We start from the raw sequence: 22,699 nt of genomic DNA on the forward strand, positions 1-22,699 counted from the left end.
TTATAAATGCAAATCATTATCATTCAACAACGAGAGTAAACATTTGTGCATAACAGAACTTTTTGATTGTTTAATGTGATGCTCGTCACATAAATCAGTACGTGAATATTAAGCTCTTAATATTCCTATGGGAAGAATCTGTATTTTTTATACATTATTTTGTCTAAGTGGGGGCGTATTTTACTATCAAAAGTTATATTTAGACGCAGTGTTTGTAAGTGTAATAACTTTTACCGACGGAACGTTTGCACGCCGCACCTGATTATTTCAAAACAATGGCAACAATAATATTCGCATTAAGCATTTGGGCGGATATGCAAAAGGGGAGTAAATTTTCGGGCGGGGGAGTAAATAAGAAGGCCGATCATCATGATCGGCCCTATATTTATATCTTATTACATTTTGCCATTATTCTACACGCAATATACGGCTGGTATTGGTGGTGCCGATGGTACTCATGACATCACCCTGGGTGATGATCACCAGATCGCCGGACAAAAGATAACCTTTATCACGCAGTAAATTCACAGCATCTTGTGCACCCGCTACCCCGTCATTCACGCTGTCGAAGAAGACAGGGGTGACGCCACGGTAAATCGCGGTCAGGTTCAGGGTGTGTTCGTGACGTGACATGGCAAATATCGGCAGACCGGAGCTGATACGGGACAACATCAGCGCAGTACGACCCGATTCAGTCATGGAAATGATGGCTGTCACGCCTTTCAGATGGTTTGCTGCGTACATGGCAGACATCGCAATGGCTTCTTCGATATTATCGAATTCCACGTCCAGGCGGTGCTTGGAGACGTTAATGCTGGGGATTTTTTCTGCACCCAGACAAACGCGTGCCATGGCCGCCACGGTTTCAGCCGGATACTGACCCGCTGCCGTTTCCGCTGACAGCATCACCGCATCGGTGCCATCGAGCACGGCGTTCGCCACGTCCATCACTTCTGCGCGGGTTGGCATCGGGTTGGTGATCATTGATTCCATCATCTGGGTCGCCGTGATCACCGCGCGGTTTAACTGACGTGCACGACGGATCAGTTTTTTCTGGATACCGACCAGCTCAGGGTCACCGATCTCGACACCCAGGTCACCACGGGCCACCATGACAACGTCGGAAGCCAGAATGATGTCATCCATTGCTTCATCTGTCGCTACCGCTTCAGCACGTTCAACTTTAGAAACAATCTGCGCATTACAGCCTGCATCGCGGGCCAGACGGCGCGCATAGTTAAGATCTTCGCCAGTGCGTGGGAATGAAACTGCCAGATAATCTACGTCCATTTTGGCCGCAGTAATAATGTCTGCTTTATCTTTCTCAGTCAGGGCTTCGGCAGAAAGGCCACCGCCCAGCTTGTTGATGCCTTTATTATTAGAGAGCGGGCCGCCCACGGTAACTTCGGTGAACACTTTCATGCCCTGAACTTCCAGTACTTTCAGCTGCACACGGCCGTCATCAAGTAACAGAATGTCACCAGGCACCACATCGGCCGGCAGACCTTTATAATCAATACCTACTTTTTCTTTATCGCCTTCACCTTTACTCATATTGGCATCAAGCAGGAATTTGTCGCCGATATTGAGGAAAACTTTACCTTCCTTAAAGGTTGATACGCGGATTTTTGGGCCTTGCAGATCGCCAAGGATCGCGACGTGGCGGCCGAGACGCGCGGCTATTTCACGGACTTTGTTAGCGCGGAGGATGTGATCTTCAGGGGTTCCGTGGGAGAAATTCATACGCACAACATTTGCACCAGCAGCAATGATCTTCTCTAGATTATTGTCGCGGTCAGTTGCAGGGCCGAGTGTGGTAACGATCTTCGTTCTTCTGAGCCTTCTGGACATGCCTAACTCCGTTAACTGATGAAAAATGGTAATGCAAAAAACAGCGAGCCCACATTAGGTTTAGGTGTAATTGTAATACAAAAGGGTTTCACCTGTGTGACCCGCTGACCTCATGTCTGACATTTACCCTGCGCACTTTGCGCGTAGATTTCCCGCCAGACTCCCTATTAAATCAATGGTGCTGTGTTCATATGTTCTGTGAATGATTTGATGTGCCGACCCGTGGGCGAGCTTATTCTGACAGGTTAGGGACGACTATCCCCTTATCAAAGCGCGATTCTTTCAACGCTTCTTTGACCCGCTTCAGGTTATCTCTGAATTTTGTCCCACGGCGCAACGTAAACCCGGTAGCCAGCACATCAATCAACGTCAGTTGTGCGATACGCGAAACCATCGGCATATAAACGTCGGTATCTTCCGGAACATCCAGTAACAGAGCCAGCGTTGCCTCATGCGCCAGTGGCGTATTAAAGGAGGTGATGGCAATGACCGTGGCGTCATTTTCGCGGGCAAGTTGCGCCAGCTCGACCAGATTTTTAGTGCGGCCCGTGTGGGAAATCAACACCACCACATCGCCTTCGCTGGAATTCATGCAACTCATGCGCTGCATAACAATGTCATCGAAATACACCACGGGAATGTTAAACCGGAAGAATTTGTTCATGGCATCATGCGCCACGGCGGCTGATGCACCCAGTCCGAAGAAGGAAATCTTTTTTGCCTGGGTGAGTAAATCGACCGCGCGGTTGATAGCTGTAATATCGAGGGTGTTTTTCACCTGATCGAGGCTGGCCATGGCTGATTCGAAAATTTTACTGGTGTAAGCGCTGACGCTGTCGCTTTCATCCACGTTACGGTTCACATAAGGTGTACCGTTTGCCAGACTTTGTGCCAGATGTAATTTAAAATCTGGAAACCCTTTTGTGTCGAGGCGACGGCAAAAACGGTTTACAGTAGGTTCACTGACGTCCGCCATGCGGGCGAGAGTGGCAATACTGGAGTGAATGGCAATGTGCGGAGATGCCAGAATAACTTCGGCGACTTTGCGTTCTGACTTACTCAGAATGTCAAGGTGGGTCTGGATTTTTTCCAATGTATTCATAAGCATGACACTCATAGGTTTCAACGATTTCTTTGAAAAGAGGAAATCGTAGTGATTTGATGAAAATATACTACGCGCTTAATGCCGTTGGCAGCGTCAGTCAGACGAAAAAACCGCTTTTTTTGTCAGAGTTTGACCGAGATCTAACTTTCAGTATGGTAAATTCTGTTCAGTTTTGTCATAAAATTACAGAATGTTGTGGGTTTTGACAGCAGCTGAGATACTTATGATAAAAACAAGGTTTTACGCAGAGTTATCCCCTTGTCAGATCATGGTTTACGGCTCACAGGCAATCAGAGTACATTGTTGCTGAAATAAAATTACAATATGTACCCGAGATAATTCGAGTTGCAGCTCACGCACAGCAACCAGAAATATGTTAGGTATTCCTGCATTGAGGAGAAGAACATGGCGGTAACTCAGACAGCCCAGGCGTGTGATCTGGTAATTTTCGGTGCAAAGGGCGATCTTGCGCGCCGTAAGCTGTTGCCTTCCCTGTATCAGTTAGAGAAAGCAGGTCACATTCACCCCGACACCCGCATCATCGGTGTGGGACGTGCGGAATGGGACAAAGCGGCCTATACCGAAGTGGTTAAAGAAGCACTGACCACCTTCATGAAAGAAAAAATTGATCCGGAACTGTGGGATAAACTCAGTGCCCGTCTTGATTTCTGTAACCTTGATGTCAACGATGTTAAGCATTTCAAAGTGTTGGGCAAAATGCTCGACCAGCAAAACCGCGCTACCATTAACTACTTTGCGATTGCGCCAAGTCACTTTGGTGCGATTTGCCGCGGCCTGGGTGAAGCAGGACTGAACAAAGAGCCTGCGCGGGTCGTGATGGAAAAACCACTGGGACACTCTCTGGAGTCTTCTCAGGTCATCAACGATCAGGTGGCTGAATACTTTGCTGAGTCCCAGGTTTACCGTATTGACCACTATCTGGGTAAAGAAACGGTACTGAACCTTCTGGCGCTGCGTTTTGCTAACAATCTGTTTGCCAGCAACTGGGATAACCGCACGATCGATCATGTGCAGATCACGGTCGCTGAAGAGGTCGGTATCGAAGGCCGCTGGGGTTACTTCGATGACGCGGGGCAGATGCGCGACATGATCCAGAACCACCTGCTGCAAATTCTGACCATGATCGCCATGTCGCCTCCGGCTGATCTGAGTACCGACCGTATTCGTGATGAAAAAGTCAAGGTGCTGCGTTCCCTGCGTCGTATCGACCAGTCAAACGTGCGTGAAAACACGGTGCGCGGACAATACACCGCAGGCTTTGTGCAGGGCAAAAAAGTCCCCGGTTATCTGGAAGAAGAAGGGGCGAAAAAAACCAGCAGCACCGAAACCTTCGTGTCTATTCGCGTAGATATCGACAACTGGCAATGGGCAGGAGTGCCGTTCTATCTGCGTACCGGTAAACGTCTGCCGAGCAAGTGTTCCGAGGTCGTGGTGTATTTCAAAAATCCTGCGCTGAACCTGTTCCGTGATTCTTACCAGCAACTGCCGCAGAACAAACTGACCATTCGTCTGCAACCAGACGAAGGTATTGAGATCGAAGTGCTGAACAAAGTGCCAGGTCTTGAACACAAGCATCGTCTGCAAACGACCAAGCTGGATCTGAGCTTTACTGAAACCTTTAATGAACAGCATATTGCCGATGCTTACGAGCGTCTGCTGCTGGAAACCATGCGCGGGATCCAGGCGTTGTTTGTGCGTCGTGATGAAGTGGAAGAGGCCTGGAAGTGGGTTGACTCCATCATGAACGCATGGGCGGCAGAGAGCGAAGCACCAAAACCGTATCAGTCCGGGACCTGGGGACCCGTCGCTTCTGTGGCGATGATCACCCGCGACGGGCGTTCCTGGAACGAATTCGAGTAACGGATAATGTAGGGAGTCATGGCTCCCCCAGATAAATGAAGTCGCCGCAAGGCGGCAAGTAAGTGAGACCCGGTGAGCTGACATGCGTCCTTGATTCGGGTTAACACGCACAGCCGCTGCGGCTTCAGATATGACGGGGAGAGAAGTATCGTCCAATCGGGTGTGGTCGGTTACTGGCGGAGAAAGTCTCTGCCGGTCCCTGTGGCAGGGGCGCGCCATCAATCACAACGGTGCCTGCGGGCATAAATGGAGAAAAAGATGAAAAACTGGAAAACAAGCGCGGAACAAATTCTGACCTCAGGGCCGGTTGTTCCTGTGATTGTTATCAACAAACTGGAGCATGCCGTTCCGCTGGCCAAAGCATTGGTCGCTGGCGGCGTACGTGTGCTGGAAGTAACGTTGCGTACCCCATGCGCAATGGATGCGATCCGCGCCATTGCCAAAGAAGTACCGGACGCTATCATTGGCGCCGGGACTGTGCTCAATCCTGAGCAACTGGCTGAAGTGACCGAAGCGGGTGCCCAGTTTGCGATTAGCCCTGGCCTGACTGATGCTCTGCTGAAAGCAGCCAATGCCGGTTCTATTCCTTTAATTCCGGGGATCTGCACCGTATCCGAACTGATGATGGGGCTGGATGCCGGTCTGCGTGAATTTAAATTCTTCCCGGCTGAAGCCAATGGCGGCGTGAAAGCGTTGCAGGCGATTGCCGGTCCGTTCCCGCAGGTGCGTTTCTGCCCGACCGGCGGGATTTCACCGAAGAACTATCGTGATTACCTGGCGCTGAAAAGTGTGTTGTGTATCGGTGGTTCATGGCTGGTGCCAGCTGATGCGCTGGAAAGTGGTGATTACGCACGTATCACTGAACTGGCAAAAGAAGCGGTTGCTGGTGCTAGGATCTAAAACTGCGACGTACGAAGAATGAAAACCTCCTGCGGGAGGTTTTTTTATATCTGCTGATCAGCAATTAGCGTGCGGCAATGATTTTAATTTCAATTTTATACTTCGGGTTCATCAGGTTGGCCTGCACCGTACAGCGCACCGGTGCATTGCCCGGCGATACCCATGCGTCCCAGGCTTCATTCATTGCCGGGAAATCATCTTTATTGACCAGAAACAAGGTGGCATCAAGAATTTTACTCTTGTCTGAGCCTGCTTCCGCCAGCGCGGCGTCAATAATCGCCAGCGTTTCCGCTGTCTGATCTTTTGCATCCGCGTCCAGATTTTCCGGTACCGCCGTGTAGTAAATGGTGTTGTTATGGATAACGATGTCGGACATCCGTGGCTCAGGGCGGATACGCTCGATGGTCATGTTTATAGCTCCCGTTAGTGACTTTTTTATGATGCCGCTAAGGGTATCACAAAGCATGAATACGTTGGATTGACAGATGGCGGTGGTAGTCGGGCCGGGGGATTGGCATAATCACTGCTGATCCGTACAGGCAGAGAGACGCAGTGACAGACGATTTCGCAACAGACGGCGCACTGGCGCAGAAAATTGAAGGTTTTAAACCCCGTGAACCTCAGCGCCTGATGGCGCAGGCTGTCAGCAAAGCCATCAGCGGTAAACAAGGGCTGGTGGTGGAAGCCGGAACCGGGACTGGTAAAACCTATGCGTATCTGGCACCCGCATTGCGTTCCGGCAAAAAAGTCATTATTTCCACCGGTTCGAAAAACTTACAAGATCAGCTGTATTCCCGCGATTTGCCCAAAGTTGCCAGTGCGCTGAACTTCAAAGGCCGTCTGGCCCTGCTGAAAGGGCGCTCAAACTATTTGTGCCTGGAACGGCTGGAGCAGCAATCGCTTTCCGGCGGCGATCTGGCCAGCCAGGCACTCAGTGAACTGGCGCATCTGCGTCACTGGTCGAGCAGTACGGAAGAGGGTGATATCAGCACCTGCACCGTGGTGCCGGAAGACAGCTTTGTCTGGCCGTTGGTAACCAGTACTAACGATAACTGTCTGGGTAGTGACTGCCCGCTTTACAAAGAATGTTTTGTGGTGAAAGCCCGCCGTAAGGCGATGGACGCCGATGTGGTGGTGGTAAACCATCATCTGTTTATGGCGGACATGGTGGTGAAAGAGAGCGGCTTTGGCGAGCTGATCCCCGAAGCTGACGTGATGATTTTCGACGAAGCCCATCAGATCCCAGATATTGCCAGCCAGTATTTTGGTCAGCAAGTCACCAGCCGCCAACTACTTGATATGGCGAAAGACATCACTATTGCTTACCGGACTGAGGTCCGTGACTCTGTGCAATTGCAGAAAAGCGCTGACCGGTTAAGCCAGAGCACGATGGATTTCCGTCTGGCGCTCGGTGAGCCCGGATTTCGCGGCAATCTTCGTGATGTCCTTAGCCAGCCGGCCATTCAGCGCGCCTTACTATTGCTTGATGACGCGCTGGAACTTTGTTATGACGTGGTCAAACTCTCTCTCGGCCGTTCTGCGCTGCTGGATGCCGCTTTCGAGCGCGCCACGCTTTACCGCAACCGTCTCAAGCGCCTGAAAGATGTGTCGATCCCCGGTTACAGCTACTGGTACGAATGCAATTCACGTCATTTCGTCCTGGCGCTGACGCCGTTGTCGGTGACTGACAAGTTCAGCGAAATGATGAAAGAAAAACCGGGGGCATGGATTTTCACCTCTGCAACGTTGTCGGTGAACGACCAGTTGCATCATTTTACGGAACGGTTGGGTCTGGATGAGGCAGAAACGTTGTTGCTGCCGAGCCCGTTTGATTACGCCAGACAGGCTCTGTTATGTGTTCCGCGCTTTTTGCCCGAATCGAATGTGCAGGGCGGTGCAAAACAGCTGGCACGTATGCTGCGCCCGCTTATCGAAGCCAACAAAGGCCGCTGTTTCTTCCTGTGCACGTCTCATAAAATGATGCGCGAGCTGGCAGAAGAGTTCAGGGCCAGCCTGACGCTGCCGGTTTTATTGCAGGGTGAAACCAGTAAAGGTCAGCTGCTGGCGCAATTTGTCGAAGCCGGTAATGCGTTACTGGTTGCCACCAGCAGTTTCTGGGAAGGCGTGGACGTGCGCGGGGACACGCTGTCATGCGTGATTATCGACAAATTGCCGTTCACGTCCCCTGACGATCCGTTGCTCAAAGCCCGTATTGAGGATTGCCGTCTGCGCGGCGGAGATCCGTTTAATGACGTACAACTCCCGGATGCTGTTATCACCCTTAAGCAGGGCGTCGGACGTTTGATCCGTGATACGGATGACCGCGGTGTGATGGTGATTTGTGATAACCGGTTGGTTATGCGCCCTTATGGCGAAGTTTTCCTCAACAGTTTGCCGCCCACACCACGTACCCGTGATCTCACACACGCGATTCGCTTTTTACAGAACGCCGAAGAGCAGAATTAGCCCTTTGTTTATGCTAAGATGCCGCCCCGAAAAAGGCTCTTATACCCGTCACATTTCACGTTGCAGATGCGTTGACTGCGCTCGCTCACCCCAGTCACTTAGTTATCTAAGTTCCCGGGGATTCACGAGCTTGTGGTCTCCCTGCAACTCGAAGTATTTAGGGTATAACTTATTAATCTCCCCGCCTGAGGTCTGGCATGTCCACGCGAATTTTAGCAATTGATACGGCGACAGAAGCCTGTTCGGTTGCGCTTTACAATCAGGGCGAAACGCTCGCTCATTTCGAACTCTGCGCCCGCGAACATACGCAGCGTATTTTGCCGCTGGTGCAGCAAATTCTCGCCGAAGCGGGACTTTCCCTGAAACAACTCGACGCACTGGCTTTCGGCCGTGGCCCCGGCAGTTTCACCGGCGTGCGCATCGGTATTGGTATTGCCCAGGGCTTATCGCTTGGCGCGGAACTGCCTTTGTTACCTGTCTCAACGTTGCAAACGATGGCACAGGGTGCTTATCGCCAGACCGGCGCTGATCGTGTGCTTGCCGCCATTGATGCACGTATGGGCGAAGTGTACTGGGGGGAATTTACCCGTGATGTACAAGGTGTCTGGCACGGCGAGAATACCGAAAAGGTCATCAAACCTGAACAGCTTCTGGCGCGTGCAGGTGAGTTAACCGGGCGTTTTGCCACAGTAGGCACCGGCTGGGAAGCTTACCCAGATTTACTGGGTGAATCGCCGGTGGTGGAATTATTTGATGGCAAAATGTTACTGCCACAGGCGGAAGACATGCTGCCGCTGGCGCTCCGGCTCTGGGAAAACGGTGTTCGCGTTAATCCGCAAGACGCTGAACCGACTTACCTGCGTAATGAAGTTACGTGGAAAAAGCTGCCGGGCCGATAAACGATGGCAACTTGTGCATCAAAAGACGGTCAAAATGAAGAGTTTGCACAGGAGTCATCGTAATGCGTAAGTGGTCTGTTGTTCAGCAGTTATCAGGTATTGCGGGTAAGAAAATGGCGCTGAGTGCCGTGGCGCTCAGTGTGCTGGTATTATCCGGTTGTGTCACGGTACCCGATGAGATTCGGGGTACGACGGCTACGCCGCAAATGAATTTACAGGCCGTACAAGGTGCGCCTGGTTTGTATGTCGGCCAGGAGTCGCGTTTTGGCGGAAAAGTAATCTCTGTGACCAACCTGCAAAACAGGACGCGTCTGGAAATCGCCACCGTTCCGCTGGATGACGGTGCTCGTCCGATTTTAGGGGCGGCATCGCGCGGGCGTATCATGGCCTACATTAACGGCTTTGTGGATCCGGTGGATTACCGTAATCAACTGGTGACCGTCGTCGGGCCTATTACCGGTGTGGAAAAAGGCACCATCGGCCAGACGTCTTATGATTTCGTCACCGTTAATGTCAACAGCTACAAACGCTGGCGGATACAGCAACAAGTCGTTATGCCTCCGCAACCTATCGGTCCGTGGGGCTATGGTTTTGGTGGACCTTATGATTCCTGGGGGCGAGGGTTTGGTCCCGGCTGGGGGCCAGGCTGGTATAACGCCGCACCGGCACGGGTCGAAAACGTCGTCACCGAGTAGACCGCCTCCGCCGCACGGCGCACCGCCTGCTCGTGGCGCACCACGCCCGGCGGCAGTAAAACCGGCAGCGGCACATGGGGTTGTGCCGCTGCCAAAGAAATGACATGAAGAAAAGATCGTTGTTAAGGCGGCTTAATTGCCGCCTTTTTATTTTTCGCCATGGACGGTTTGGCAAAGTCAGGGCGCAGAAAAAGTGACCCGCCTCTCAACCTCGACATTGTTTGAAACGCAACTGGTAAGCTGAGTTAAAATATTGTTAAAGACGTGATAAAACTCGTCGAATAGAGACGGCAACAGAACATGATTTCAGGAGTGATACCTTGGAAAAGGTTTGGCTAAAACGATATCCGGCAGATGTTCCTGAGAACATCGATCCAGATCGCTACAGTTCGCTGGTCGAGATGTTTGAAAATGCCACACTGCGTTACGCAGACAACGCGGCATTTATCAACATGGGCGAGGTGATGACTTACCGCAAGCTCGAAGAGCGCAGCCGTGCTTTCGCCGCCTATTTACAAAATGAACTGGGACTCAGAAAGGGCGACCGCGTTGCCCTGATGATGCCTAATTTGCTGCAATATCCGATTGCCCTGTTTGGTGTATTGCGCGCCGGTATGGTGGTGGTCAACGTCAATCCGCTGTATACGCCGCGCGAACTTGAGCATCAGCTTAACGACAGCGGTGCCAGTGCCATTGTGATTGTTTCCAACTTCGCCCATACCCTGGAAAAAGTGGTGTACAAAACCCAGATTAAGCATGTGATCCTCACCCGGATGGGCGATCAGCTTTCTGCGGCGAAGGGTACCCTGGTTAACTTTGTGGTGAAATATATCAAACGGCTGGTGCCGAAATACCACTTGCCGAACGCGATTTCCTTCCGCACCGCCTTACAGCGCGGGCGTCGTCTGCAATACATCAAACCTGAAATCATTAATGATGATCTGGCGTTCCTGCAATATACCGGTGGAACCACAGGGGTGGCGAAAGGGGCGATGCTGACTCACCGTAACATGCAGGCGAATCTGGAGCAGGCGAAAGCAGCCTATGCGCCATTGTTACAACCGGGGCATGAGCTGGTAGTGACCGCGCTCCCGCTGTATCACATTTTCGCCCTGACGGTGAATTGCCTGCTGTTTCTTGAACTGGGGGGTAAAAGCCTGCTTATCACCAACCCGCGCGATGTCGCGGGGATGGTCAAAGAGCTCGGTAAATATCCGTTCACCGCCATCAGCGGCGTAAATACGTTGTTCAACGCGTTGCTCAATAATGAAGATTTCCGTGAGCTTGATTTCTCCTCGCTGCGTCTTTCGGTCGGCGGCGGAATGTCGGTTCAGAAATCAGTGGCTGAGAAGTGGGAAAAACTGACTGGTAAACATCTGCTGGAAGGTTACGGGCTGACAGAATGTTCACCCCTGGTGGCGGGCAATCCGTATGATCTGAAACATTACAGTGGCAGTATCGGCCTGCCGGTCCCGTCCACGGAAGTCCGTCTTGTGGATGATAACGGACAGGATGTTGCACCGGGCCAGCCTGGAGAGCTGTGGGTCAAAGGTCCACAGGTTATGCTGGGTTACTGGCAACGCCCTGCCGCCACCGACGAGGTGCTAAAAGATGGCTGGTTATCGACGGGCGATATCGTTACAGTGGATGAGCAGGGCTTCTTACGGATTGTCGATCGTAAAAAAGACATGATTCTGGTTTCCGGTTTCAATGTTTACCCTAACGAAATTGAAGAGGTGGTTTCACAACATGACAAGGTACTCGAAGTTGCCGCCATTGGTGTGCCGGATGAGTCGTCGGGTGAAATCGTCAAAATTTGCGTGGTGAAGAAAGACGCCTCACTGACCAGCGAAGAGCTACTCGCACATTGCCGCCGGTTATTAACCGGTTACAAAGTACCGAAGATTGTTGAGTTCCGCGATGAGTTGCCGAAGTCAAATGTCGGTAAAATCCTCAGAAGGGAACTTCGTGACGAGCAGGTGAAACCTAAAGCCCGTCCGAAGCAGGATGCGGCATAGCAGATTGCCTGTTCAGTCAGAAAGAGTCAGATTCATAACGCCGGCGCTGTCCGGCGTTATCACGTTATAACGCAGTAATGATTAAGAGAATGACGTTTTGAATTATCAGTTGATCACCACCAATGACGCGCTTGAGCAAGTTTGTCTTCAGGCAAAAGCGCACAGTAAAATTGCGCTGGATACCGAATTTGTCCGCACCCGCACTTACTACCCGCAACTGGGGCTCATCCAGCTATTTGATGGCGAACGTCTGACGCTGATTGACCCTTTGCCGATCACCGCCTGGCAACCTTTCATCGATTTGCTGGTTAACCCTGATGTTATCAAATTCCTTCACGCAGGCAGTGAAGACCTTGAAGTGTTTCTGAATGCCTTCGGGGTGATGCCTTCGCCGCTGATTGACACGCAGATCCTCGCCGCCTTCAGCGGGCGCCCATTATCCTGTGGTTTTGCGCGTCTGGTGGCGGAAACCACCGGCGTTGAGCTGGATAAAAGTGAATCGCGCACCGACTGGATCGCCCGTCCGCTGAGCGAAAAACAGTGCGTCTATGCCGCTGCTGATGTGTGGTATTTGCTGCCGCTGGCCGATCAACTGATGCGCGAAACCCGGGAAGCAGGGTGGATGGACGCTGCACTGGATGAATGCCTTGCCCTGTGCCGGCGTCGTAAAGAGGTGCTGCAACCGGAACTGGCTTATCTGGAAATCAGTAACGCTTTTCAGTTGCGTCCGCATCAGCTGGGTTGCCTGAAGTTGTTAGCTGCATGGCGCCTTAACCAGGCCCGCCAGCGTGATCTGGCCGTTAATTTTGTCGTACGTGAGGAAAACCTCTGGCAGGTGGCGCGCTATCAGCCAACGTCGCTGGGGGAGCTGGAAGCGCTGGGTCTGAGTGGTCCGGAAATTCGCTATCACGGACGTACGTTGCTGGCGCTGGTGGAAGAATCTCATGCACTGGAGGAAACTGAACTCCCCGCACCGGTTCTGAACCTGATTGACCAGCCGGGTTACCGCAAAGTGTTTAAGGATATTAAAGCACTCATTCAGACTGTCAGTGAGGAAAGCAAACTGAGCGTGGAAATGCTGGCTTCACGTCGCCAGATTAATCAGTTACTGACCTATCACTGGAAGTTAAAAGATAAAGAATCACAACCGGAATTAATCAGTGGCTGGCGGGGGAAGTTGTTAGCCGAAAGACTGAAAGAAATTTTGAGTAATTACTGATCCTTCTTTTATGAAAGAAAGTGGGTAAGCGTTAAAAAAAGAGCGGGCATATGTCCCGCTCTTTTAATTTTATATTATCCCGATAACGCTTAAGCATAAAAAATGCGTAGTAGGCAGTGTAGAGAGAGTAAATTCCAGCCTGAATAAGATGAGTCTTAATCAAATTTATCAATAATAAAAACAAACAGAGGGGAAATGAGTTTCTTACATGGATATATATACAGTGATTATTTACGGCGCAGAGACAATAACAGAAGGGATCGAGATAAAGGGCAGTAGCCCCCTGCGGTAACAGGGGGCGCTATACTGAAAAAAACACCTGCAAACAAGCTGCTGTCATTTAGGCGCTTCTTCTGATTCAGGCAGGGTGACGTTAAGTTCCAGTACGGAAATATCGTCACCTTTTTGCTCGAACTGAACCTGCAGCATTTCGGGGTCAATCTTAATGTACTTACAGATGACCGCCAGAATGTCTCGTTTCAGTTCAGGCAGATATGATGGTTCACTATCCCCTCGACGCCGTTCGGCTACGATGATCTGTAGCCGTTCCTTGGCTATATTGGCTGTCGATTTTTTGCGGGACAGAAAGAAATCTAACAATGCCATGGTTTATCCCCCAAAAAGGCGTTTCAGGAAACTCTTCTTCTCTTCCTCAATGAAACGGAATGCGCGTTCTTCCCCAAGCAGACGGCTGACAGTATCGTCATACGCTTTCCCTGCATCAGATTCCTGATCCAGAATGACCGGCTCGCCCTGGTTGGACGCACGCAGTACAGACTGATCTTCCGGAATAACGCCGATCAGAGGAATACGCAAGATTTCCAGCACATCTTCCATGCTCAGCATGTCGCCACGGCTGACACGGCCCGGGTTGTAACGGGTAAGAAGCAGATGTTCTTTGATAGGCTCTAAGCCTTGTTCCGCACGACGGGATTTTGAAGACAAAATGCCCAGAATGCGGTCGGAGTCACGAACGGACGAGACTTCAGGGTTAGTAGTAATCACGGCTTCATCGGCGAAATACAACGCCATCAGTGCGCCGGTTTCGATGCCCGCCGGAGAATCACACACGACGAAGTCAAATTCCATTTCGGCTAAATCGTTGAGGATTTTCTCTACGCCTTCGCGGGTCAGTGCGTCTTTGTCGCGGGTTTGTGAAGCCGGAAGAATGAACAGGTTTTCGGTGCGTTTATCTTTGATAAGCGCCTGATTCAGCGTGGCATCACCCTGGATCACGTTAACGAAATCATAAACCACCCGGCGCTCACAGCCCATAATCAGGTCGAGATTACGCAGACCGATATCAAAATCGATAACAACAGTCTTTTTGCCTTTTTGAGCTAAACCGGTAGCAATGGCCGCGCTTGAAGTGGTCTTGCCAACGCCCCCTTTACCCGATGTAACAACTATGATGCGTGCCATGAATGGATTCCTTGTCAAAAGGGCTTAGTTTAAAGGTTGTATGGTTAACACATTATTTAACAGGCTAAGGCGTGCAGCCTGACCGAGATAATCGGCCGGGATTTGATCACTCAGCCAGTATTGCCCTGCGATAGAGACGAGTTCAGCGCCTAGCTGCGTGCAAAAGATCTGACAATTTGCATCGCCTGCGGCGCCAGCCAGCGCTCTGCCTCTCATCATGCCGTAGATATGGATATTGCCATCGGCAATCAGCTCCGCACCTGCGCTGACACTGTTGGTTATGATGAGGTCGCTGTTACGGGCATAAATTTGTTGGCCGGATCTGACCGGGGTACTGACAATGCGGGTTTTAGCCGGGGCATTGTCGGGCACAACAGGAGCCGGTGGTTCTGAGGCGATACGCTGTGCACGGCCTTCACTCAGCAGCGGTAAGCCGGTGCGGGAAAGTGCGCGTTTTTGCGCTTCATCTTTGCAACCACTGATGCCAACAATGCGAAAGCCTGCAGAAGCGACAGCCTGTTGAATGTCTTTCCAGTTTGCTTCACCGTTCAGCGAGGCAACGTTGATAACAACAGGGGCATTTTTCAAAAAAGCAGGCGCTTGCTCCACTTTTTCCTGTAATGCCTGATAAATAACCTCAGGTTGTGAACTATGTAAATGAACAACCGATAAGGTAAAACTGCTGCCTTTTAGTTCTATTGGCGATTGTGACATCTATCCTGACTCAGTCTCAGCAACTCTAAATCCCCGGAATACCACTCGGGGGGCGATATTCCGATGTACGATAAGCATGTTATAGTTACAGTTATATCTAGGCAAGCCACCGTTTCAATAAAATAGAGTTAAAAAAATGCTTTGTGTGATCTATAGAAGTACTAAACGCGACCAGACTTATCTGTATGTCGAAAAAAAAGACGATTTTTCCCGTGTACCTGAAGAATTACTGAAAGGTTTTGGCGTGCCACAATTTTCAATGATGTTAAACCTGGCGAACCGTGAAAAACTGGCCACGGCGGATATTGCTAACGTGCGTCAGTCGCTGGAAGAACAGGGTTATTATCTGCAAGTTCCGCCGCCAGCAGAAAGTTTATTGAATATTCATCTTAACGACGCCAGTAAATAACGTATTCCTGACATTTGTTACGGCAATCCTCGAACTTTCGGACGGCATGACTTGCATTCAGGGTTGTCGTGCTCAAAGCTTAGAGTGATGAATCACTTGCAGAAGTCAAAAGGAAGAAATTGATGAAATTGTCGGCACTGGCCGTGTTAACACCGCTGATCATCCTCAGCGGTTGTGCAGCACAGAAAGCTACATCAGAGCAAACTCCCTCACCGTCCACTACGGCTAACCCGCCAATTGCCGCCGCACCGGCAGCGCCTTCAGGCAAAACATCTCTGGCTGAACAGGGGCGGGATCCTGCTGAATTTCCGGCTTATGTCGAACAACTCAAAGCACAAGCCCGCACACAAGGGATCAGCCAGCAGACAATAGACAGCACCTTCGCCAACATTCATTTTGTTGACCGCGTGATCAATTCAGATCGCAATCAGCTCGAAAAGAAAATTACCCTCGACGATTATCTGACCCGCGTTCTGCCTGAGTGGAAAATTAAGCAGGGACAGGAGCAGTTTCAGCGTAATTTGCCTGCGCTGACCCGCGCCAGCGACCGCTATGGCGTTCAGCCGCAGTACATTGTGGCGTTATGGGCTATGGAAAGCAGCTTCGGGAAAATACAGGGTAAAGAAGATGTCTTCTCCGCGCTGGCCACACTGGCTTTCGAAGGGCGTCGTGAAGCGTTCTTCACGAAAGAATTTATGTCTGCGCTTAAAATTGTCGATTCAGGACACGCCACCAGCGATATGATGAAAGGTTCCTGGGCAGGTGCGATGGGACAGTCGCAGTTTATGCCAAGTTCTTATCTGACCTACGGTGCTGACGGTAACGGCGATGGCAAAATAGACATCTGGAAAAACACCGATGATGTTTTTGCCTCTACAGCCAATTATTTAGCAAAAGAAGGTTGGAAGGGCGATCAGGGCTGGGGTCAGGAAGTGAAATTACCGGCTAACTTTGATGGCGCTCTGGCGGGGCTGAAAAACAACCAGATGCATCCTGCCAGTTACTGGCAGCAGCGCGGCGTAACGCAGGTTGACGGCAGCCCGCTGTCCTCGACAGCCACCCGTGCATGGATTATCACACCGGATGATACGCAGGGGCGCGCATTCCTGGTTTACGATAACTTCCGCACGATCATGCGCTGGAACCGTTCAACCTATTTCGCCCTGAGTATCGGCATGATGGCCAATGCCATTACGGGCGCTCAGGTGCCGGTGATTTCCGGCGATTCCGCTCCGGCACCTGCTGCACCGTTAGCGCCGGCACCGCATAACCCGTTCAGCGGCTGAAATTCCTAACCTCAAGGAGGGGCTGTATGTACCAACACAGAGACTGGCATGGCGCGTTACTGGATTTCCCGGTCAACAAAGTAGTGTGTGTCGGCAGTAACTATGCCGATCATATTAAAGAGATGGGCGGGAAGAAAGCGGCGGAACCGGTGCTATTTATCAAGCCGGAAACCGCCTTATGCGATTTTCGTCAGCCCATTGCCATTCCGAAGGATCTGGGTTCGGTACATCATGAAATCGAGCTGGCAGTGCTTATCGGCACACCGTTGAAGCAGGCGACGGAAGATCGTGTCGCCAATGCTATCGCCGGTTACGGGCTGGCGCTTGATCTGACGCTGCGGGATTTGCAGACGGCGTTCAAACAAGCCGGACAACCCTGGGAAAAAGCCAAAGGGTTTGACGGTTCCTGTCCGATGAGCGGATTTATTCCGGTGAGCGAATTTGGTGATGCACAACAGGCTGAACTCCGGTTAGAGATCAACGGAGAAGTCCGTCAGGCCGGGAATACCCGCGATATGCTGACACCGCTTCTGCCGCTGATTGCCTATATGAGCCGCTTCTTTACGCTGCGTGCGGGTGACATCATTCTGACCGGTACGCCACACGGCATCGGCCCGTTAAAAGCGGGTGACGAAATTGTGGCTACACTTAATGGTAAACAGGTTAACTCACGCGTGATCTGACGGTGTTTCTCCTCTCCGCCGGAGCTTTTTTCCGGCGGCTTTACTTGCATCTGCAGGCTAAAGCGTCTATATAAGCACCCTCATTTTCTCTATACCGGATGCACATCATGACTGAACCCGCTTTTTGGCAGCAAAAAACGCTGTCTGAAATGACCGACGAAGAATGGGAAGCATTGTGCGATGGCTGCGGACAATGCTGCTTGCATAAGCTGATCGATGAAGACACCGATGAAATCTACTTCACCAACGTTGCCTGTAATCAGCTCAACATCAAATCGTGCCAGTGTCGCAACTACGAACGTCGTTTCACGCTGGAAGAAGATTGCATCAAACTGACCCGCGAAAATCTGACAACCTTCGACTGGCTGCCGCCAACCTGCGCCTATCGTCTGATCGGTGAAGGACGCCCGTTGCTCCCGTGGCATCCGCTGCTGAACAAAGCATCAAAATCAGCCATGCACACGGCACAGATTTCCGTACGCTACATCGCTGTGCGTGAAGATGACGTGGAAGACTGGCAGGATCACATCCTGAACAAGCCAAGCTGGGCGAAATAAGCTGATTTTGTCCGTCATCAGAAAGCAAAAAGCCCCGGCAATTTATGGCCGGGGCTTTTTTATTACCGATGCTTTTACACTAGATCCCGGAGTCGGGTGTGACACCGTTCATGGCACTCAGTGCTTCAGCATCCAGCTCCGGATCGGCTTTATCAATCAGCCGGGTTAGTTCAATAAGCGCCTGGAATTGTTCGAACAAAATCGTCGCGTCTGATTTAAGCATCTCATCAGCAGAATCGAGCACTGAATTGATGGCTTTATTGACGCTTTCGATAGTTTCCTGGGGGCCGCCATTTTTACCAAGCGTTAAAAATACAGCACTCAGCAAAAGGGACTGAGCCTCAACCTGAGCGGTAAGTTGCTTGGAATCAGCTTCCATCCTGGAGATCTTTGCGACCATACTTAAGATGATATTTTTCATTCATTGCCCCTTCAGACAAAGAGTATTTGTTGCTTCTTATTTCTACGCCAGGTTATGAAAACTTCATAATCATATTTGGTAAAACTCAGCGGATTGTCGAAGCCGCTGAGAACATCAGGCATCAGGACGCTTTTTCCCTTCTTCGATAAAATCTTCATCAATCTCATCGGTATTATTCTGATGATCTCTGCCGGAAAGAATGTTCCAGCAGGCGATGAATAATGCTGCAATCAGCGGACCAATCACGAAGCCATTGATGCCATACACTTCCATGCCACCCAGGGTGGTGATCAGGATAAGGTAATCCGGCATTTTAGTGTCTTTACCGACCAGTAACGGGCGTAAGACGTTATCCACAATGCCAATCACCACAACGAAGAAGACCACAATAAAGATCCCCTGCCAAAGCATGCCGGACGCGAAGAAATAAATCGCTGCGGGTACCCAGATAATGGCCGATCCCACTGCCGGAATGATCGACAGGAACGCCATCAGCGCGCCCCAAAGCAGACTTCCGTCCAGACCGGCGATGTAAAATGCAACACCGCCCAGCGCACCCTGTACAATCGCCACCACAACGGTCCCTTTTACTGTCGCGCGCGAAACTGCTGCAAACTTCATAAACAGGTGATGCTTCACATAGCGTGACAGCGGCAGCGTGGCGAGAGTCATATTGACCAGATAAGCGCCATCTTTGATCAGGAAGAACAAGATATACAGCATGATGCCGAAACCTACGACAAAGCCGAACGTGCTCTTACCTATCACGAAAACACTCCCGGCAAGATACTGGCTGCCCTGAAGTGCTGCATCAGAAAGTTTTTTCTGGATCTCCGCCGTGCTGTCGAGATCGTTATCCGACAGGAAGTGTCGTGCCCACCGTGGTAAATGGTGGATAAAATCTGCCAGGATCACGGGTAACTGTGTCTGATTTCCCTGCAGTTTGGTGTAAACCGTATTGAATTCAAGCGCCAGCGACGAGGTTATAATCGCCAGCGGTGTGAAGACAATCAGACAAATAATCAAAACGGTCAGCAGAGAGACGATACCGTTACGATCGCCGACAACCTGTTTAAGCCGGTTTTTTAGCGGATTGAAGATGACAGCAAGAATAATTGCCCATAGTACGGAAGAATAGTAAGGCCTTAATACATCAAAAAAAGCCAAAGTTACGATAAGAAGAATCGCAATGAAAAAGCCTTTTGAAAATCCCTTAATGAACATGTTTTTTCCTCTGATAAATCTTTTAGCCCTCGTAGCATAGAATGCATTGAGAAATTTACAAAGGTAGGTTTCTTTTTATGCAGCGCAGCGTGCCGGGAAGGAGAAAATGTGACCTCTGATCAAAACCAACGTCGGGATTAATGGGACTCCGCCATTGCCCCCGCGTTAATACCTTGTCATTCCATTTCCCTTAAATGCCACTGCTGCCTTCTTCCCTGATGTTTAAAGTTTATTTAAACAGGCCGTATAACACGAAACCAGCGACGATCCAGAAGGCGACGCAGGCTCCAACACAAATGACCCAAATGGCCCAGACGGGAAGATTTTTCATTGCACGTTCCAATAATGGTAATAAAACTCACAGAGGCAGAAAGCCCGTGTTGATCGGGCGCTGCAGATAATACATCACGTCTGTTAGGGATAACATCTTCTCCTCCACAGACATAAAAAAAGCGCCATGATAGGCGCTTTTTTGTTTCAACGATAGTTTAATTAACGACCAAATAAATCGCGGCGTTTGGGTTTGACGAACTGAGCCAGCAGCACCAGAACAGCAATTACCATGAACACGCTGAAAATCACAACCAGCCACTGGGGCATGCCCAGTGACAGGAATTCCCACTGTTTTTCTGCACAATCACCGCTGGCGATAAACATCCACGGGAACCACTTGTCCAGTGGTAACCATGTTGGGAAACGCGCGGCAAAATCACAGGTGGCGAACGGAGAAGGGTGCAGCTGAATCATGGTGTGTTCCCATGACAGGCGGATACCTTCGTAAGCGCTGTAGATCCAGATAAGGATCCCGGCATAACGCAACCACGTAGAAGGCGCGATAGCACCGACGAGGCCAGCCAGCAGAATCCCCATCAGGGCACAACGTTCATAAATACACATGACACAGGGCTTAAGTAACATCACGTGTTGGAAATACAGTGCAACCAGCTCAAGTGCCAGTGCAGTCAGAGCCATCAGAAGCCATGCACCGCGGCCTTGTGAACAGCGGTTAAGATATTGCAACATAGAAAATTTTTCCCTGCAGTGAGCTACTGACACGCAGTGTAAACCAATTGCTTGCCGCTGCCAGCCTGTCCGATTAAATATTCGGTAAATAATTAATATAAATCGGACAATTCGACTTTAAATTCTGTAATTTTCTGAGTGAAGCCGTTTAGAGGAAATTACTGACTCACGCTTACCCCGATCAATGCACCGTCATGATTTGCGTTACCGGGGGCAAACTCAGCCATCCCATGTCGTTAAACCACTGCGTCATATCGGGCAGCAGATACTGAACACACAACAGGCCAACCAGCGTCATGACGACGGTGTATGGCAATGCCATCCAGACCATTCTTCCATAAGAAAGCCGGATCAGCGGTGCGAGGGCAGAAGTCAGCAGGAACAGGAATGCCGCCTGACCATTTGGTGTCGCCACGGAAGGCAGGTTAGTACCGGTATTAATCGCCACCGCCAGCATCTCAAATTGTTTCAGATCGATGATGCCATTTTCCAGCGCCGATTTTGCTTCGTTGATGTAAACCGTACCGACGAAAACGTTATCTGACACCGAGGAAAGCAATCCGTTGAACAGGTAAAATAGCGAAAGCTGGCTCGATGGCGCAGCCTGAAGCACAAAGTGAATGATAGGGCTGAACAGATGTTGTTCTACGATCACGGCGACAATGGCAAAAAACACCGTCAGCAGGGCGGTAAACGGCAGTGAATCCTGGAATGCCTTGCCGATCGCATGTTCATCCGTGACGCCGCATAATGCGGTTGCAAAGATAATCACCGTAAGGCCAATCAGGCCAACTTCTGCCAGATGGAATGCCAGCGCAACAATCAGCCACACGCCAATCAGCGCCTGTATGGCCAGTTTAATACGTTCCTGCCGGGTGCTGTTCTCGCTGTTCTTTTGATCAAACTTTTTAAGTACTTCATACACAGGGTGTGGCAGTTGCGCACCGTAGCCAAACCAGCGGAAGCGTTCTACCAGGGCACATACGATTAATCCGCAGATAAAAACGGGCACGCTGACGGGCGACATGCGGATCAGGAAATCGGTGAATTGCCAGCCTGCACTTTTCGCGATGATCAGGTTTTGCGGTTCGCCAACCATCGTCATCACGCCGCCGAGTGCCGTACCGACACCGGCGTGCATCATCAGGCTGCGTAAAAATGCGCGGAATTGTTCAAGTACCGCCTGGTGCTGCTGATTACCCGTAAACGAACTGTCATCGGTGATCTCAGCATTTTCGTTCTGATTTGAAGCAACGTTGTGATAAATCGAATAAAAGCCCGCTGAAACGCTGATCACCACGGCAATCACGGTCAATGCGTCCAGGAATGCGGAGAGAAATGCCGCAGCAAAACAGAAAGCCAGTGAAAGGGCGATTTTGTTGCGCAGATTCAATAACAGTTTGGTGAACACGGTTAACAGTAACTGCTTCATGAAATAGATGCCAGCAACCATGAAAATCAGCAACAAGATGACTTCCAGATTAGCAGAGACTTCTTCGCGGATGCGCTCTGCGCTGGTCATGCCGATCATCACGGCTTCGATGGCGAGCAATCCACCCGGCTGCAGCGGGTAGCATTTAAGCGCCATGCCTAATGTTAAAATGAACTCGACGACCAGCAACCAGCCCGCGATAAAAGGACTGACCAGGAAGAAAATCAGCGGGTTAATGATCAGAAAAGCCAGAATTGCTATTTTGTACCAGGCTGGCGACTGACCGAGAAAATTCTTTATAAATGCACGACTGTAGGTTGTTTCCATATTCCCTAAAGATCCTTTATATAGCTTGTCAATATGTCAAAAAGATAAGTAAGTTTAATCGTCTGACTGGATTTTTCCAATGCCAGGGACAAGGTAATAAACGCTTGAAAAAGGTGAAATTCTGTAAGCCCTTCCACAGTTTCAGCATTAGTTCCCTGCGGACGCTA

At 50.5% G+C, this 22,699-nt stretch carries 21 protein-coding genes; 11 read left to right on the forward strand and 10 right to left on the reverse strand.

What is annotated here, in order from left to right; genetic code table 11:
* Positions 1-408 precede the first annotated feature (408 nt).
* Complete coding sequence (gene pyk, locus ETV65_RS00715) at positions 409-1,851, reverse strand: pyruvate kinase (RefSeq protein ID WP_129951103.1); 1,443 nt, start codon at positions 1,849-1,851, stop codon at positions 409-411.
* 232 nt (positions 1,852-2,083) lie between these two features.
* Positions 2,084-2,953, reverse strand: coding sequence for a MurR/RpiR family transcriptional regulator (locus ETV65_RS00720; RefSeq protein WP_129951104.1), 870 nt, complete (start codon positions 2,951-2,953; stop codon positions 2,084-2,086).
* A 408-nt stretch (positions 2,954-3,361) separates the two neighbouring features.
* Between ETV65_RS00720 and zwf the strand changes: the two genes are divergently transcribed.
* Entirely contained in the window at positions 3,362-4,837 is a 1,476-nt protein-coding gene (zwf, locus tag ETV65_RS00725) for a glucose-6-phosphate dehydrogenase (RefSeq protein WP_129951105.1), read from the forward strand.
* Between the two features lie 258 nt (positions 4,838-5,095).
* Entirely contained in the window at positions 5,096-5,737 is a 642-nt protein-coding gene (locus ETV65_RS00730) for a bifunctional 4-hydroxy-2-oxoglutarate aldolase/2-dehydro-3-deoxy-phosphogluconate aldolase (RefSeq protein WP_129951106.1), read from the forward strand.
* A gap of 64 nt (positions 5,738-5,801) precedes the next feature.
* On the opposite strand, the gene ETV65_RS00735 is transcribed toward ETV65_RS00730, so the two are convergent.
* Complete coding sequence (locus ETV65_RS00735; RefSeq protein ID WP_129951107.1) at positions 5,802-6,146, reverse strand: RidA family protein; 345 nt, start codon at positions 6,144-6,146, stop codon at positions 5,802-5,804.
* Positions 6,147-6,289: 143 nt separating this feature from the next.
* Between ETV65_RS00735 and ETV65_RS00740 the strand changes: the two genes are divergently transcribed.
* The 5 genes from ETV65_RS00740 to rnd all read left to right on the forward strand — a co-directional run bounded on the left by ETV65_RS00740 (position 6,290) and on the right by rnd (position 13,034).
* Positions 6,290-8,203 (forward strand): ATP-dependent DNA helicase, encoded by a 1,914-nt coding sequence (locus tag ETV65_RS00740; RefSeq protein WP_129951108.1) that lies wholly within the window; start codon positions 6,290-6,292, stop codon positions 8,201-8,203.
* 197 nt (positions 8,204-8,400) lie between these two features.
* Positions 8,401-9,102, forward strand: coding sequence for a tRNA (adenosine(37)-N6)-threonylcarbamoyltransferase complex dimerization subunit type 1 TsaB (gene tsaB / locus ETV65_RS00745; protein WP_129951109.1), 702 nt, complete (start codon positions 8,401-8,403; stop codon positions 9,100-9,102).
* 62 nt (positions 9,103-9,164) lie between these two features.
* Positions 9,165-9,797, forward strand: coding sequence for a Slp family lipoprotein (locus ETV65_RS00750; protein WP_129951110.1), 633 nt, complete (start codon positions 9,165-9,167; stop codon positions 9,795-9,797).
* Positions 9,798-10,117: 320 nt separating this feature from the next.
* The gene (fadD, locus tag ETV65_RS00755) at positions 10,118-11,815 is read left to right on the forward strand and encodes a long-chain-fatty-acid--CoA ligase FadD (RefSeq protein ID WP_129951111.1); all 1,698 of its coding nucleotides are present in this window, start codon (positions 10,118-10,120) and stop codon (positions 11,813-11,815) included.
* 97 nt (positions 11,816-11,912) lie between these two features.
* The gene (gene rnd, locus ETV65_RS00760) at positions 11,913-13,034 is read left to right on the forward strand and encodes a ribonuclease D (protein WP_129951112.1); all 1,122 of its coding nucleotides are present in this window, start codon (positions 11,913-11,915) and stop codon (positions 13,032-13,034) included.
* A 336-nt stretch (positions 13,035-13,370) separates the two neighbouring features.
* Here the strand turns inward: rnd and minE are convergent, their stop codons facing one another.
* The 3 genes from minE to minC are packed head-to-tail and all read right to left on the reverse strand — an operon-like array spanning position 13,371 to position 15,170.
* Positions 13,371-13,640, reverse strand: a complete 270-nt coding sequence (gene minE, locus ETV65_RS00765) for a cell division topological specificity factor MinE (RefSeq protein WP_112290033.1) — start codon at positions 13,638-13,640, stop codon at positions 13,371-13,373.
* A gap of 3 nt (positions 13,641-13,643) precedes the next feature.
* Positions 13,644-14,456, reverse strand: coding sequence for a septum site-determining protein MinD (minD, locus tag ETV65_RS00770; RefSeq protein ID WP_013575324.1), 813 nt, complete (start codon positions 14,454-14,456; stop codon positions 13,644-13,646).
* Between the two features lie 24 nt (positions 14,457-14,480).
* Positions 14,481-15,170, reverse strand: a complete 690-nt coding sequence (gene minC, locus ETV65_RS00775) for a septum site-determining protein MinC (RefSeq protein WP_129951113.1) — start codon at positions 15,168-15,170, stop codon at positions 14,481-14,483.
* A 136-nt stretch (positions 15,171-15,306) separates the two neighbouring features.
* On the opposite strand from minC, the gene ETV65_RS00780 reads away from it, so the two are divergent.
* From ETV65_RS00780 to ETV65_RS00795, 4 genes are all read left to right on the forward strand, one after another.
* Complete coding sequence (locus ETV65_RS00780) at positions 15,307-15,579, forward strand: YcgL domain-containing protein (RefSeq protein WP_129951114.1); 273 nt, start codon at positions 15,307-15,309, stop codon at positions 15,577-15,579.
* 122 nt (positions 15,580-15,701) lie between these two features.
* On the forward strand, positions 15,702-16,865 hold the full coding sequence (locus ETV65_RS00785) for a lytic murein transglycosylase (protein WP_129951115.1): 1,164 nt from the start codon (positions 15,702-15,704) through the stop codon (positions 16,863-16,865).
* A gap of 26 nt (positions 16,866-16,891) precedes the next feature.
* A complete protein-coding gene (locus tag ETV65_RS00790; protein WP_129951116.1) occupies positions 16,892-17,548 on the forward strand; it encodes a fumarylacetoacetate hydrolase family protein in 657 nt (218 codons plus the stop codon).
* 107 nt (positions 17,549-17,655) lie between these two features.
* Complete coding sequence (locus ETV65_RS00795; protein ID WP_129951117.1) at positions 17,656-18,105, forward strand: YcgN family cysteine cluster protein; 450 nt, start codon at positions 17,656-17,658, stop codon at positions 18,103-18,105.
* Positions 18,106-18,184: 79 nt separating this feature from the next.
* Here ETV65_RS00795 and iraP read toward each other — a convergent pair whose 3' ends face one another.
* The 4 genes from iraP to nhaB form a co-directional block, all read right to left on the reverse strand.
* Complete coding sequence (gene iraP, locus ETV65_RS00800) at positions 18,185-18,526, reverse strand: anti-adapter protein IraP (RefSeq protein ID WP_129951118.1); 342 nt, start codon at positions 18,524-18,526, stop codon at positions 18,185-18,187.
* A gap of 114 nt (positions 18,527-18,640) precedes the next feature.
* Positions 18,641-19,750, reverse strand: coding sequence for an AI-2E family transporter (locus ETV65_RS00805; RefSeq protein ID WP_129951119.1), 1,110 nt, complete (start codon positions 19,748-19,750; stop codon positions 18,641-18,643).
* A 492-nt stretch (positions 19,751-20,242) separates the two neighbouring features.
* Positions 20,243-20,773: a disulfide bond formation protein DsbB gene (gene dsbB / locus ETV65_RS00815; RefSeq protein WP_015697193.1), complete on the reverse strand. Its 531-nt coding sequence runs from the start codon at positions 20,771-20,773 to the stop codon at positions 20,243-20,245.
* Between the two features lie 181 nt (positions 20,774-20,954).
* Positions 20,955-22,532, reverse strand: coding sequence for a sodium/proton antiporter NhaB (gene nhaB, locus ETV65_RS00820; RefSeq protein ID WP_129951120.1), 1,578 nt, complete (start codon positions 22,530-22,532; stop codon positions 20,955-20,957).
* Positions 22,533-22,699 lie beyond the last annotated feature (167 nt).

The organism is Rahnella sp. RFA10(1/100), assembly GCF_004195115.1.
Taxonomy (GTDB): Bacteria; Pseudomonadota; Gammaproteobacteria; order Enterobacterales; family Enterobacteriaceae; genus Rahnella; species Rahnella perminowiae.